This window comes from Bacillus sp. PK3-037 (assembly GCF_054161355.1).
In genome coordinates this window covers 3,176,294-3,189,343 of sequence record NZ_CP096408.1, presented here as the reverse complement: position 1 = coordinate 3,189,343, position 13,050 = coordinate 3,176,294, and the positions used below count along the sequence as shown (strand labels likewise).

Genomic DNA, 13,050 nt, shown 5'->3' with positions numbered 1-13,050 from the left:
GAATATCTCAAAAAACTCTTGACTTTTCAAGATATACATAGTATAATGTTAAATGTCACTGAAATTGTCTGGTGATGATGGCGAAGAGGTCACACCCGTTCCCATGCCGAACACGGAAGTTAAGCTCTTCAGCGCCGATGGTAGTCGGGGGTTTCCCCCTGTGAGAGTAGGACATCGCCAGGCAGACTTCATTCCGCAGTAGCTCAGTGGTAGAGCTATCGGCTGTTAACCGATCGGTCGTAGGTTCGAATCCTACCTGCGGAGCCATTATTGGAGAGCTGTCCGAGTGGTCGAAGGAGCACGATTGGAAATCGTGTAGGCGGTCAACTCCGTCTCAAGGGTTCGAATCCCTTGCTCTCCGCCACTGATATTTATACATAATCACAATTGAAAGTCTGGGCCCGTTGGTCAAGCGGTTAAGACACCGCCCTTTCACGGCGGTAACACGGGTTCGAATCCCGTACGGGTCATTATATGATGGAGGATTAGCTCAGCTGGGAGAGCATCTGCCTTACAAGCAGAGGGTCGGCGGTTCGAGCCCGTCATCCTCCACCATTATCATCGCGGGGTGGAGCAGTTCGGTAGCTCGTCGGGCTCATAACCCGAAGGTCGCAGGTTCAAATCCTGCCCCCGCAACCAAAAAAATATATCCTTTTAAATAGGAGCACCCGAAGGGTGCAACCAAATTAAAATGGTCCGGTAGTTCAGTTGGTTAGAATGCCTGCCTGTCACGCAGGAGGTCGCGGGTTCGAGTCCCGTCCGGACCGCCATTTAAATAATAAGGCTCGGTAGCTCAGTTGGTAGAGCAACGGACTGAAAATCCGTGTGTCGGCGGTTCGATTCCGTCCCGAGCCACCACCTATGCCGGTGTAGCTCAATTGGTAGAGCAACTGACTTGTAATCAGTAGGTTGGGGGTTCAAGTCCTCTTGCCGGCACTGTTTTTCAAAACTTAATGTGGAGGGGTAGCGAAGTGGCTAAACGCGGCGGACTGTAAATCCGCTCCCTCAGGGTTCGGCAGTTCGAATCTGCCCCCCTCCACCATTTATAGGGGCATAGTTTAACGGTAGAACAGAGGTCTCCAAAACCTCCGGTGTGGGTTCGATTCCTACTGCCCCTGCCAAATTTATGACATCTTGAGATTATGGCGGTTGTGGCGAAGTGGTTAACGCACCAGATTGTGGCTCTGGCACTCGTGGGTTCGATTCCCATCAATCGCCCCATATTATCATTGGGCTATAGCCAAGCGGTAAGGCAACGGACTTTGACTCCGTCATGCGTTGGTTCGAATCCAGCTAGCCCAGTCTCACTTTTTTATATCAATTGAATATAATGTATTAAGTCCCTTAAGATGCGGAAGTAGTTCAGTGGTAGAACACCACCTTGCCAAGGTGGGGGTCGCGGGTTCGAATCCCGTCTTCCGCTCCAATTACGGCGGCATAGCCAAGTGGTAAGGCAGAGGTCTGCAAAACCTTTATCCCCGGTTCGAATCCGGGTGTCGCCTTTCTTTTGCCGGGGTGGTGGAATTGGCAGACACACAGGACTTAAAATCCTGCGGTAGGTGACTACCGTGCCGGTTCAAGTCCGGCCCTCGGCACCAATTTTACTTAATTGATAAGTTAAATTGGTGTTTGTGCTTGAAAATATAATGAAGCTAATCATATCAATGATCTACATAAGTAGATCATTTTTTATTGTATGAAAGTGTCAATGTAAGCATTGGGCTGTATTTCATGAAAAGTCGCTTTAACCCCTCTTATTATTATATTTCCAAAAAACTTTTTAAAATACATTGACACTTTATCATATCCATGATATATTTATATTCGTCGGTTAGATACGACGTAAAACTTGCCGGTGTGGCGGAATTGGCAGACGCGCACGACTCAAAATCGTGTTCCTTCTGGAGTGTCGGTTCGACCCCGACCACCGGTATATAATCTAAATACTATTATCGAAAAAGACAGGGAGTAATTCCCTGTCTTTTTTTGTTATAGTTAAAAGATCTATTATAAGTATAAAAGAATCAGTATTGAAAATTTTAATTTACATAAATGTGTTTGCATCGATGGATAAAATAATGGAAGTGAAGAAATGGATGAGATGAAGGATATTCGTTCAAATAAAGATAGGTTACGACTTACCATTAAGTGAATTCCTAATACTCTCTTCCTATCCCATCGTACTACCACCTAGGCCCATGGTAAAATAAAGGAATAATAGAGGAGGTTTGTACCTTGGTTTCTGTGGAGTTACAAGATTATTTGCAATACTATATTGTATTAAAAAATGAGAGTTTACATGTTAGTGATGCATCGGAAGAGAACGGCATTATTCATATACCGGTAATTAAGCGAACGGCGAGAACAAGAAGGACTGTTGCAAGGCTAATGGTTGGGATTAATACGGACTTACAGGGAATAGATAAAATTCCAACAAAACTAACCAACAGTTTTAAAAGTCCGAATACGAAAAAGCAGGTTGATCTTTCTGCTGAAACCTATGAATGGATTCGTTTTGGGTGGTTAATTCGTGAAATTCGTTTAGAAAAAGATGAGAGAACAGTAAAAACAGAACGATATCGAATGGGCTTTATACTTTATCAACTGAGCTTAAAGGCAGAAGCAGAAGCAGAAAAGGAGAGTAGAAACTGGATACTTGATTGGAATAAGCAGTGGGAAGTTGCCAAGCGTAGCGATGTGCCAAGTTTTGAACAAGACCAGCGCGCAGATGTTGTTTCCCTATTAGCAAAGCACTTAGATGAAATTGCAAGTGAGACAGATAGGGTTTTAGCTGGAGAGGCAAAATTAATTAAGAGTATTCATCCTTCTTGGCGTTTAAGGAAACAAGTATTATTCCTACATTTTTTGATTGCTTTATACCAACTGGCATGTACGGAAAAACATTTTGATTGGAAGCAAATAGGTGCTACCTACTATCGGATAATAGGTGGATCAAAGCAGTTTGATGCTTATAAAAAGGAATTTATTGAAGAAACAGAAAACCTCCTTCATCGCCCAATTCAATTGTTAGGTCTGGCAAGTATGGGGACAATTACACCATTGTTTTTTACTGGGCCAATGCAAGGGGACTACGTGGATTATCGTTATGGTACTGTCCATGCAACGACAGATCTAGCTGTTTTTTCGGAGACGTTTAATACGAAAGCAGACGTGTTGTGGCTGGTTGAAAATAGAGGTGTGTTAACACGTATGGCCTACGAGGAAGAATTTTTAAGAGGTACGAAAAGCTTTGTACTAGGGGTGGATGGACAAGTTAGGTCTGCACATAGACTACTAATTTCGCAAGTAGTAACGTGTGTCAGTCAAGTTATTATTTGGACCGACGTTGATGAAGCAGGTTATCTGATTGCCGAGCAATTATATAAGTTAACACAAGATGAACATGTCCTAACAAAGTGGATAGTACCACCATTAACCGTGGTGACTGAATGGGAAACTTTTGCAAACAAATATCAACAATCCATACAAATGAGGAAAGAAGAGCAGGAACAAGAAATTGGAGGAGTAGAGCTGTGGAAAAAGTGGATCAATCATTAATTTCGATCTTTGATGTTACAGATGATAAACCTGAGCTACTACAATCGATGCGTGATATTGCACAACTTTCGGGTGTATTAACGGAATTAAGTGATAAGGAGTATTTTCAGTCACCAATCCACGTACTTCGTTTCCTCCGAGTGTTAAATATTATTAATCAAGAAGCACTCGGTATCGCAGAACCAATTGAAAGCGAGGAAACATTATTTTATCGCTATCGCAATGTATATGGCTATGATGAAGCAATTACGCAAGGTTACATGAAACATCTTGTGTTCGTTTTGGGAAAATTCAATTGGGTAGCAAAAACAGCAAAACGAATTAAAATGCGTGATGTAGGAAAACGAATGATGGATGTACTGATTCGTTTAGCTAATGATTCTCTTGCGTATTATCTTAATGATGATGTGGCGAGGTCTCTCTTTCAAGCAAAAAGAGATGCAGAACTAAGTGAAGCATATGATGATAAAGGAATTTCTGGTGGGAATAAGCTTGCTAGTATGATTAAAAACGTGGAAGAAGCTGTATTGCTTCTCCATGAGAGGGAGCTTGAGTATTTAGCAGATCGAAATGCATTAACACAAGTAGAAGTGATTCATCATCTGATGACAGAGCTAGAAGGTAAGATGGCAGAACGAATGGAGAAATTTGAAACAATAGATCAAGAGCTTGTGTTTTCCGATATAAAACAACGAGGTACGGCTGCGATTAGTGATGGGACCAAAATTAGCCTTGGAACAATTAATAAAATTCTAAAGTTCGCCCACCTACAAGAAACGGATTTTAACCATATAATCCGGCCAGAAGAGTTTCGCACGTTCATTGTAAAATCGTTTGATCCGCCCCTTGGTTCTGAAATACCGAATGCACATCAAATACTAAGCTTCATGGAACAAGGACAATACGAGGACGAAAAAATAGATGGTCTATGGGCGCCAGTGAAATTTGCCAGCCCGCTATCACCGAGGGCCATTGATGAGGGAATTAACTATATCGAAAACTATGAACCTATTACAGAAGAGATAGAGGAAACAGTGGAAGAAGAATTTCCAGGCACAGAAGAAATAATGGAAGATCAGTTGGATGAAATAATGGGTGATTCGAAATGGCAAATGACGAAACAAATGATACACACAGAGCGGATTGAAGCATATCTGGAGGAAGTAGAAGAAGCGGGCCTTGACGAACTAATTATTCGGTCTGGATCATCCAAATGGAGTGACGTACTCAACGGATTAATTGGTGTTTCAGCACTAGTGGCTAATAAAAAAGCTGACATTGATGAACATGCGAAAAAGAAACTGTCTGATAACAAAGATCAGCGTGACTGGAGGTGGAGTGAGGATGAACAAGGAACATATGGAATTAGAAAACGAGGAAGAAATCACGAACGTTAATCCGTTAGCAACCCTACAATCGATAAAAGGATTTTTAACTACAGAGGAAGAGCTTGCATTTATGCAAATTCTGTTCTCATCGTCTGCTACAATTCGAAGTGGGAATTTTGGACTTTCACGTAAGGAAGTAGAAAAACTAATTGGAATTACAGATGATGATCAAGCATTTTTTTCTTTTCTCAAGCGAGTAAACCAAGCTGTTAGTCGTTATATGAAAGTGATTTATGATGAGCGGAGAAATCAAGTGGTAGCCCTCATGCGCGTGCCCGCAAAACAAGCAAAAACACTATTAAATAAAGAAAGTCTAGCTATTCTCATGTTTATTTTTTATCACCAAGAAGTACTACAGAATGAATATACACTCTTTTCCCAATTGATTAATAGTTTTGGTCACGAATCATTGCAGGTAACACGAAAAATTCAAGCTAACTTGGATCCGCTGAAAAAGATTGGGGCAATTGAAGTATATGATACGAACTCAGAGGAAGAAGCCTATCAACTTACATCTATCGGTGCTAATTTGTTTTCGAATTCCTTTTTACGAAGATACACCGAGTTTAGTCAATCGAATCAGTTGCACATGGATGATGTCTTACGGTTCTTTAAGCGCTACAACATGAATGGGGGCACAAGTAATGATTCCATGGAGGCTTAAATTTTCAGGAATACGGGATTATACGCCGACAGTTATGGATTTCTCTGATAAAGATCACCATATTTTAATATCTGGACCAAATGGTGCTGGCAAATCAACGGTTACGTTTTGTATGGGCGGCGTTCTTTATTCAAGTAAAGTTGATCTTGAAGGGTTAAAGTCAAACAATCTTCCAACAGACCAAACGTGGCGAGCAAAGATTGAATTGCTGTTTAAAAATGATGGGCAAATCAAGGTTGATGCGCCACAGTTTGTGCAGTTTCGATTAGACATTGAACAGAAACCGGGTGATCCGGTAAAAAGAGAATTTTATATTCAAGAGGGGGAAGTCATTGACAAATGGGAACGAGAAACGAAATATTCTTCTGGAGATCGGAACTTTAACTTTACTGAATATAAAAACCAGATTCTCTATAAGTATGCTGTTGATCCGGATGAATTTTATTTGATTTGGTATCAAAAAGAGGTAAACCAATTTGCAGTGATGCATCCAGAAGAACGCTTCCGTATTTTCAGTGAAATGAATGGTATTGATAGAATCCAGAAAAACTGGGAAGAAAGCAAAGAACTTGTAAAAGAAACGGAGCAGACCTTGCAGGAAGCGGAGAGTAAACAAGGTCTTAACAAACTCCAGTTAACGCAAAAGAAAACGGAATTAGACAGGTATTATAATCGAAATGAGCGGTTAGAAGACGGATTCAAGCAGTATCTTTCAGCTCTTAAATGGTTGGAAAAACATCATCTTAATCAAATGAATACTTTAAAAGGTCAAATAGAGACACTAAAAGCAGATAAAGAAGAGAAAAGTACAGACAAGCAGCAAGATTTAATTTTACAAGCAGACCAGAGAGAAGAGCATGAAAAGTTGCAGTCAGCAATCACTCAAATGGAGTCCCGTGAAATCGAGCTAATCGATGAGCTAAATCATTTGCAGGAAGAGATAACCAGTCATAAAGATAAAGTGGAGGCTATCTCAAACGAAATCGAGGAAATTACGAAGAGAGTAGAACGAATGGGCATGAGTGAGGAGGAGGTAAATGAAGCTTTGCTTAATGCGGAGGAAAAGTATGTTTCTATTAATGCTTCAATGGAAGAAAAGCAACAGTTGTTGAAAAGCAATAAACAAAAATTAGATGACATAACCCCGCAAATTGCTGAACTAAAAGTGAAGATTGACCAAGACAGTGCTAGGGAACAAGAAGTGCGTCAACTCATTGATACATATAAAAGTAGTCAAGCTGTGCAAGAAGAGATGGAGTTTAATGAGCAACGACTAGAAAATGCAAAAAATGAAAAAGGGAAACTTATAATTAAAAAAGACAATTTAGAAAAAGAACTAGAAAATCTTAGAATGAATCGTGTTTACAGTTCTCGTCAGGAAGTGTCTATCCAATACTTCAAAAAGCGAAATATAGAAGTCTATCCTTTGCGTGAGCTTGTTGAACTAGATGAAACAGCTAAGCCGAATGATGAAGATGTGTTTGATACGATAAAGTATACGTTGTTTGTGAACAAAAAGGATTTTCATGCGCCAAATGATTTATACCATGTCCCATTGCCAAATATTGTTCCGGAAAAAACAATGACACAACTTCCGGGTAAACATTTGCAGATAAAAAATAAATTAAGCAATAATCTTTATCCACTTGCGGTAAAAGCACTGTGGTGGGTTAAGGACTTTTTTGAAAATGAAAAACCACAGATTCAAAATGGTGTGCTTCTCGATGCGAGAGGGATAAGAGGTCCTCAAGAGGAAAAGCGGATTATTCTAAGTGAAAAAGTTTTAAAAAATTATCAACTACAAGTAGAAGATGAGCTTGATCGGGTTGGCAATGACATTAGCATTCTATCAAATGAAATAGATGAATTAACACGTAGAAATAGTACGCTATTTCGAAGACGCGAATCTTTAAAAGATGCGGAAGCCTTTTTGATAAAAGAAAATGAACGAGAATGGCGAAAGAGTAAGCATTACAATCTAAGTAATGAAAAACGTGAACTCGAGGAAAATAGGGATGAGATTCAGGGAGAGTGGAATAGGCTCAATGAAGAGCGTGCTGAGTGGAAGCAAAAGGTAGAAACCTTCAAAAACTATCAGGAAATTTTTATTCAGTATGAAAAAGAGAAGGGGAAAATAACAGAAGTACGCCAATTGAAGCAATACTTAATTGAGTTAGAAGAAGAGAAGAAGAATAAAAATGCACAGTTAGAACAACTTGGTTCTCTTTTAGATGAGAAGCGACGTGAAGAAAAGAAATTAAATCGGGACATAGAGGATTTGGACGATAGCCTCCTATACAAAGACCGAGAAATTGAGTCAATAGAAAGGCAAATCAAACATCGGTCTGAAGAATATTTAACGAATGAAGAGAACTACTCAACAATCAAACATGACATCCAAAGGTTATTAGATTCTGTTAAACAGGAATTAAAAGATTTTGCATTAGAGCTTACAGAACTACCTAATGTAACTAAATCTGAGGCAGAAGACATGCGAGAAAGTGGAAAAATTAAATACTCTCATGCAGCAAATGAAACAGGGATTGATGAAGCTGCTCCAGAAAATTATCAAAAAATGAAAGAAGAGTATGATCGTTCCGCAACAGAAGTGAAGACATCCAAACTATTGTTAGAAGAATATACAGAGCGTATGGAACGTCTAAAAGAAGACTTAGAAAGCACAATTAATAGTAAAGTTATTGGTGTTAATCAAAAGTTTGTCCATTATATGTCTTTGTTTGGCTTTCAAGGGGAGATAGATTGGGATATGAGAACAGACCGACGTCATCAAATTCACTATGCTTTATATATTAAAGCACGTAAAGAAGGACATCGAGGAAAATTAGAGGATGTAAGTGTTAAAGCAAGAGGCGGCAAAGTAGGAAAAGGGGTATCTGGTGGGGAAGAGTCTCTTAGTTCCTTACTATTTGCTTTGGCATTATTACAAACGATTCAAGCAACACCAGGCTATATCGTACTCGACGAGTTTGATAGTGCACTCGATGAAGGACGTAAAGATAAAGTGTTTGAGTTATATGAACAGGAACTACAGCGGAAAATGATAATCTTAACTCCTAAGTCTCATGAAGCAGAGTACCTATATCGTTTTTCTAAAGCCTATGTTGTTCATCACAATCCCAATATTCCGCAGAGTAAGATCTTTAAGGTGAAAAGAAGTGAAGAAGCGCTAACATGATTTACAGTCATTGAAATGAACTCGTTGGCCAGACCATCTATTGGACAAATATTCAGGAAGATGGTTAGACTCATTTTTATAATTTGAATTTTATTACTTATGAACGAACACTATTGTGGTGATTTTATACATAGTGAGTTATTATAAACCAAAAACGTAACATGATGTGGAGAACGTATTGACAACAATACGAAGTTACTTTTCATCAATGTGTGTCTAACGTAGAATGCGGTCCACCGGTATATTGAAAAACCCGTTTCTTCATATAAGAAACGGGTTTTTATATTTCATCTAAGAAAGGAGCCAAGCTTATTTGAGAGCTCCTTTTTCTCATTTATTCAGCGTATTGGTCTATGATCTCTTCTAACACCTCTTCAAGATCTTCTGCATCTTCAAGCTCTGATTGTCTGAAACGGACACGTACGAGCTGCTCTCCGTCATTATACATCTCTTCCAGCCATCCTCGCAGTCCTCTTGCTCTGCGGTCGACTTCGAAAATAATGTCTAAACCGTTTTCGTCTAAAAGGAAAATAAGCTCTAATTCATCAAGCATCTGACGATAGTAGCCTGATGTCGGAACGAACTCGAATTCTTGAACAAATGGAAGTCTGCGCTGGAAGTAAGGCGCTTGTTCGCAGTCTGCTTCATGAAGGCGGAAGCCCAGGTTTTCGATTGCTTCCAGCACATTTTCAATCCAAGGGTGTGCCTCAACGAAAATGCGGTCATGGTCGGACTTATCGATACCGCCTTCGATATCAAGGTCTGTCACCACGGCGACTTCTACCTTCCCTGCAGTAATCGGTGTATCAAGAGGCAGGATGAAGGAGAACGGAAATTGGTGCTCTTCTCCAGGCTGAATGGTGAATGAACCCATTACCCGAAAAGAATGAATTGTTGCGTGTTTCCGATGCTCTTCATCGTCTTTTACAATGACATATCTTGTGTTGAGCTGTAAGTCAATATAACGGATATCCTGGGCGATTTTCCCGCCTTTTACATGTACAGTTCCGCGGACTTCTTCTCCTGGACAATACGCATCTTTTTCCAAAATGGTATCGACTTTTGCTGCACCGATGCCGGCACTTGCTGCAAGTTTCTTAAAAAATGACATATTAGATCTTCCCCTTTTTCTTTTTCTCAACAGTTATACGTGGAAAGAAGGAAAAAAGGTTCGTTTATTTTGAAATAAATGAACCTTTTTTCCTATATTCGTTTATCTGAGGGACAGACTAAAAGTGATGCTTAAGTAAAGGAGGAGACGTGAATGAATAAAGAAACGATGGTCGCTGATGAATTACATAGAATGTTTTTAGCTGGTGAGCTGCAAATCACAGTCGAGGAGGACATTAACAATCTTTCAGAAAGACTGAGAAGCGGTGAACTTAGATTAGACAGTTTGACTGGGGAAGATGCGTTTATAAAAGAAACAGTAAACGAAGCGTTACGAAGAGTGGAGCAATAAAATAGAGAGACGGCTTCTCAAAATGAGAGACCGTCTTTTTTTATGGCTTAAGAAGCACTTTAATGGCTCCGTCTGTTTTCGTATCAAACACCTCATATCCGTGCTTTGCTTGATCTAACGGCAAAACATGGGTAATGATGTCGCCCGGATCTACTTTACCTGTAGCAATCAGTTCATATAGGTGCGGCATATAATGAATGACGGGGGCTTGGCCGGTTCTAATATTTACGTTTCTTTGGAAGAAGTCTCCGAATGGAAATGCATTGTATCTCATTCCATACACACCTGTCACCTGAATTGTGCCGCATTTTCTGACAGCCTGTGCCGCCGTTACCAGGGCACCCATGGCTCCGCCGTGCATTTTAACACCGGTGGCGAGAAATTCAAGCGGGGACATTTTGCCGTCCATTCCGACGCAGTCGATGACGACATCTGCACCGCCCTGTGTGATTTCTTTCAAATATGAACCGGCGTTTTCATGATGTTCGAAATTAACGATTTCTACATTGTTTGTTTTTTTGGCGTGCTGAAGGCGATAGTCTACATAATCCACTGCAATGACTCTTTTGGCGCCTTTCATCCATGCGAATTTTTGCGCGAGCAGCCCGACAGGACCGCAGCCGAGAATAATGACGGTATCTCCCTCTTTTACTCCTGCGTTGTCTACGCTCCAATAGGCTGTCGACATAGCGTCTGAAAGCAATACCAATTTCTCATCTTCTACTTCACAGTCATCAGGCAGTTTAAAGGGAGTGAAGTTAGCATAGGGGACGCGCATGTATTCAGCCTGGCCTCCGGGATAGCCGCCTGCTGAGTCTGAATAGCCAAAATAAGCGCCGACTTCGCCGTTTGCATTTGAATTGTCACATTGGCTTTCAAGCTGGTTTTTGCAGAAAAAACATTCGCCGCAGCTGACGTTAAACGGTATGATGACACGATCGCCTTTTTTAACCTTGTGAACGTCGGGGCCTGTTTCTTCAACAATGCCCATTGGTTCATGGCCGATGATATAATCTTCAGGAAAATTGGGAACCATGCCGTGAATTAGGTGTAAATCAGATCCGCAGATTGCTGTGGTTGTCAGTTTGACGATGATATCATCAGGTTTTTTGATTTCTGGCGCTTTTACCTCTTTGACGCGGACGTCTTTAATGCCTTGATACGTAACAGCTTTCATTCATAATGTCTCCTTATTGTTTAGTGATCGGGCGTTGCGAATGTTCCGAGACGGTTCGTGTGATCGGGGAAAAGTTTTAGCCCGGCGATATCAACGGCTGTTTGTGCTGATTTCATATCGATTTGAAATTGTTTGTCCAAGTCAGAAGGGAAAAGCCAGCCTTTTTCCATCATGAGCTGTGATAATTCTCCGTGCAGGTAAATAGCGGCGTCCAATTGATTGCGCAATGCTGTTCTGAGTTCTGGGCTTGCGGTTTCCGTGATGGCGACAGCATAATTTTTGATACCGGTTTTTACGGAAATTAAGAAATCGAGGGCAAGTGCTGAATCAGTAAGGTCAGGCATGCCTTTTGCGTTTTTCGGGTCTAAGAAATCGTTCAATGACAGTCACCTCCTGTTATTGTCGGGGCCTTTTGATAGAGGCTCTGAAGCTCAGTTACGTCCCGTACAGACTGCTGTACATCCTTCTCCATAAGGGCTCTCAGTTCCTGATCGAACACCAGTCCCTGCATCATTTTTGATTTAAGTAAACATACGGTTTTGAAGTTGAGGATTTCGTGTAAATCAACTGTTTCGTGGTTTGCCAAACGGTCTTGTTCCATTTTTTCGGTCACCTCCTGATTCAAAGGTATTTTTACCTTGTATCATGCTTTTATGCGAAAGTGCTATAATGGGTAAAATATTTTCTTGGGGGAGTCGAATGATGAAACAGATTATTGCGATGGGCGGCGGAGGTTTTTCAATGGAACCAGATCATCTCGTTCTTGATCAATTTATCATTAATCAATCAAAGCAGCCCTCACCTCGCATTTGTTTTTTGCCAACGGCAAGCGGGGATGCGGAGAATTATGTTCAGCGGTTTTATCATGCTTTTCAAAAGCTTGATTGTGACCCGTCTCATTTGTCTTTATTTAAGCCGCCGACAACAGATTTAGCCTCCTTTATTATGGAGAAAGATGTGATTTATGTCGGCGGGGGAAATACAAGAAATTTGCTGGTGCTGTGGAAGGAGTGGGGACTGGATCACATATTGAAAAAAGCTTGGGAGAACGGGATTATTTTAGCGGGATTAAGTGCAGGTGCGATCTGCTGGTTTGAAGAAGGTGTGACGGATTCTGCCGGACCGCTGACCGGTTTGAAAAGCTTGGGTTTTTTGCAAGGCAGTTTTTGTCCTCATTATGATGGTGAAAAGGATCGGAGACCTGCATATCATCACATGATATCAGCGAAAGCGTTGAGCAGCGGTTATGCAGCGGATGATGGAGCAGCTCTTCATTTTATTGATGATCAGTTTTTTCAGGCTGTGAGTTCAAGATCTGATGCAAAAGCGTATCGGGTGGTGCTTCATGAAAATGAAATCTCTGAAAGAGCATTGCCGATTACATATTTGTCTTGAATTTGCTGAATATTTTATACATTGCTCTTTTTTTCAGTTTGTTTTTATGATACGATAAGTGCGAAATTAATAGTTACTGGGGGTGCCCGCTGACGGGCTGAGAGAGAAGATATGCTTCTTAACCCTTTGGACCTGATCTGGTTCGTACCAGCGTGGGGAAGTAGAGGAATTGTTTTTATTATTGCTGAATACTGCAATAATATGTTTCTT

At 40.8% G+C, this 13,050-nt stretch carries 10 protein-coding genes, 16 tRNA genes, 1 rRNA gene and 1 riboswitch; of the genes, 23 read left to right on the top strand and 4 right to left on the bottom strand.

Features of this window, described 5'->3' with window-relative positions:
• Positions 1-67: 67 nt before the first annotated feature.
• The 21 genes from rrf (at position 68) to M1D69_RS16395 (ending at position 8,806) form a co-directional block, all read left to right on the top strand.
• A 5S ribosomal RNA gene (rrf, locus tag M1D69_RS16495) occupies positions 68-183 on the top strand.
• A 9-nt stretch (positions 184-192) separates the two neighbouring features.
• A tRNA-Asn gene (locus tag M1D69_RS16490) sits at positions 193-267 on the top strand.
• Positions 268-272: 5 nt separating this feature from the next.
• Positions 273-364, top strand: a tRNA-Ser gene (locus M1D69_RS16485).
• Between the two features lie 34 nt (positions 365-398).
• Positions 399-470: transfer RNA gene (locus M1D69_RS16480), tRNA-Glu, on the top strand.
• A 9-nt stretch (positions 471-479) separates the two neighbouring features.
• A tRNA-Val gene (locus tag M1D69_RS16475) sits at positions 480-555 on the top strand.
• A gap of 7 nt (positions 556-562) precedes the next feature.
• A tRNA-Met gene (locus M1D69_RS16470) sits at positions 563-639 on the top strand.
• Positions 640-693: 54 nt separating this feature from the next.
• A tRNA-Asp gene (locus tag M1D69_RS16465) sits at positions 694-770 on the top strand.
• Positions 771-782: 12 nt separating this feature from the next.
• A tRNA-Phe gene (locus tag M1D69_RS16460) sits at positions 783-858 on the top strand.
• 5 nt (positions 859-863) lie between these two features.
• A tRNA-Thr gene (locus tag M1D69_RS16455) sits at positions 864-936 on the top strand.
• Between the two features lie 21 nt (positions 937-957).
• Positions 958-1,042, top strand: a tRNA-Tyr gene (locus tag M1D69_RS16450).
• A gap of 5 nt (positions 1,043-1,047) precedes the next feature.
• Positions 1,048-1,121, top strand: a tRNA-Trp gene (locus M1D69_RS16445).
• 24 nt (positions 1,122-1,145) lie between these two features.
• A tRNA-His gene (locus tag M1D69_RS16440) sits at positions 1,146-1,221 on the top strand.
• A 9-nt stretch (positions 1,222-1,230) separates the two neighbouring features.
• Positions 1,231-1,302, top strand: a tRNA-Gln gene (locus M1D69_RS16435).
• Positions 1,303-1,351: 49 nt separating this feature from the next.
• A tRNA-Gly gene (locus M1D69_RS16430) sits at positions 1,352-1,426 on the top strand.
• 5 nt (positions 1,427-1,431) lie between these two features.
• Positions 1,432-1,502, top strand: a tRNA-Cys gene (locus M1D69_RS16425).
• Positions 1,503-1,509: 7 nt separating this feature from the next.
• Positions 1,510-1,598: transfer RNA gene (locus M1D69_RS16420), tRNA-Leu, on the top strand.
• A gap of 253 nt (positions 1,599-1,851) precedes the next feature.
• A tRNA-Leu gene (locus M1D69_RS16415) sits at positions 1,852-1,933 on the top strand.
• Positions 1,934-2,244: 311 nt separating this feature from the next.
• Complete coding sequence (locus M1D69_RS16410; protein WP_458106126.1) at positions 2,245-3,558, top strand: hypothetical protein; 1,314 nt, start codon at positions 2,245-2,247, stop codon at positions 3,556-3,558.
• On the top strand, positions 3,534-4,955 hold the full coding sequence (locus M1D69_RS16405; RefSeq protein WP_458105487.1) for a hypothetical protein: 1,422 nt from the start codon (positions 3,534-3,536) through the stop codon (positions 4,953-4,955). Before M1D69_RS16410 ends, M1D69_RS16405 begins: the two co-directional genes overlap by 25 nt.
• Positions 4,903-5,610 (top strand): hypothetical protein, encoded by a 708-nt coding sequence (locus M1D69_RS16400; RefSeq protein WP_458105488.1) that lies wholly within the window; start codon positions 4,903-4,905, stop codon positions 5,608-5,610. The genes M1D69_RS16405 and M1D69_RS16400 overlap by 53 nt, the downstream gene beginning before the upstream one ends.
• Positions 5,591-8,806: an AAA family ATPase gene (locus tag M1D69_RS16395; RefSeq protein ID WP_458105489.1), complete on the top strand. Its 3,216-nt coding sequence runs from the start codon at positions 5,591-5,593 to the stop codon at positions 8,804-8,806. The genes M1D69_RS16400 and M1D69_RS16395 overlap by 20 nt, the downstream gene beginning before the upstream one ends.
• Before the next feature lie 334 nt (positions 8,807-9,140).
• Here the strand turns inward: M1D69_RS16395 and M1D69_RS16390 are convergent, their stop codons facing one another.
• A complete protein-coding gene (locus M1D69_RS16390) occupies positions 9,141-9,917 on the bottom strand; it encodes a sporulation protein (protein WP_458105490.1) in 777 nt (258 codons plus the stop codon).
• A 153-nt stretch (positions 9,918-10,070) separates the two neighbouring features.
• Here M1D69_RS16390 and M1D69_RS16385 point away from each other — a divergent pair, with 153 nt between their 5' ends.
• Positions 10,071-10,268: a hypothetical protein gene (locus tag M1D69_RS16385; RefSeq protein WP_010333477.1), complete on the top strand. Its 198-nt coding sequence runs from the start codon at positions 10,071-10,073 to the stop codon at positions 10,266-10,268.
• Positions 10,269-10,308: 40 nt separating this feature from the next.
• Here M1D69_RS16385 and M1D69_RS16380 read toward each other — a convergent pair whose 3' ends face one another.
• The 3 genes from M1D69_RS16380 to M1D69_RS16370 are packed head-to-tail and all read right to left on the bottom strand — an operon-like array spanning position 10,309 to position 12,046.
• Positions 10,309-11,445, bottom strand: coding sequence for a zinc-dependent alcohol dehydrogenase (locus M1D69_RS16380; RefSeq protein ID WP_458105491.1), 1,137 nt, complete (start codon positions 11,443-11,445; stop codon positions 10,309-10,311).
• Between the two features lie 20 nt (positions 11,446-11,465).
• Positions 11,466-11,825 carry a spore coat protein gene (locus M1D69_RS16375; RefSeq protein ID WP_458105492.1) on the bottom strand — a complete coding sequence of 120 codons (360 nt, stop codon included), beginning with the start codon at positions 11,823-11,825 and terminating at the stop codon, positions 11,466-11,468.
• Positions 11,822-12,046, bottom strand: a complete 225-nt coding sequence (locus tag M1D69_RS16370; RefSeq protein ID WP_458105493.1) for a spore coat protein — start codon at positions 12,044-12,046, stop codon at positions 11,822-11,824. The genes M1D69_RS16375 and M1D69_RS16370 overlap by 4 nt, the downstream gene beginning before the upstream one ends.
• 101 nt (positions 12,047-12,147) lie before the next feature.
• Here M1D69_RS16370 and M1D69_RS16365 point away from each other — a divergent pair, with 101 nt between their 5' ends.
• On the top strand, positions 12,148-12,840 hold the full coding sequence (locus M1D69_RS16365) for a Type 1 glutamine amidotransferase-like domain-containing protein (RefSeq protein WP_458106127.1): 693 nt from the start codon (positions 12,148-12,150) through the stop codon (positions 12,838-12,840).
• A gap of 68 nt (positions 12,841-12,908) precedes the next feature.
• Positions 12,909-13,016, top strand: a riboswitch (TPP riboswitch).
• Positions 13,017-13,050: the final 34 nt, after the last annotated feature.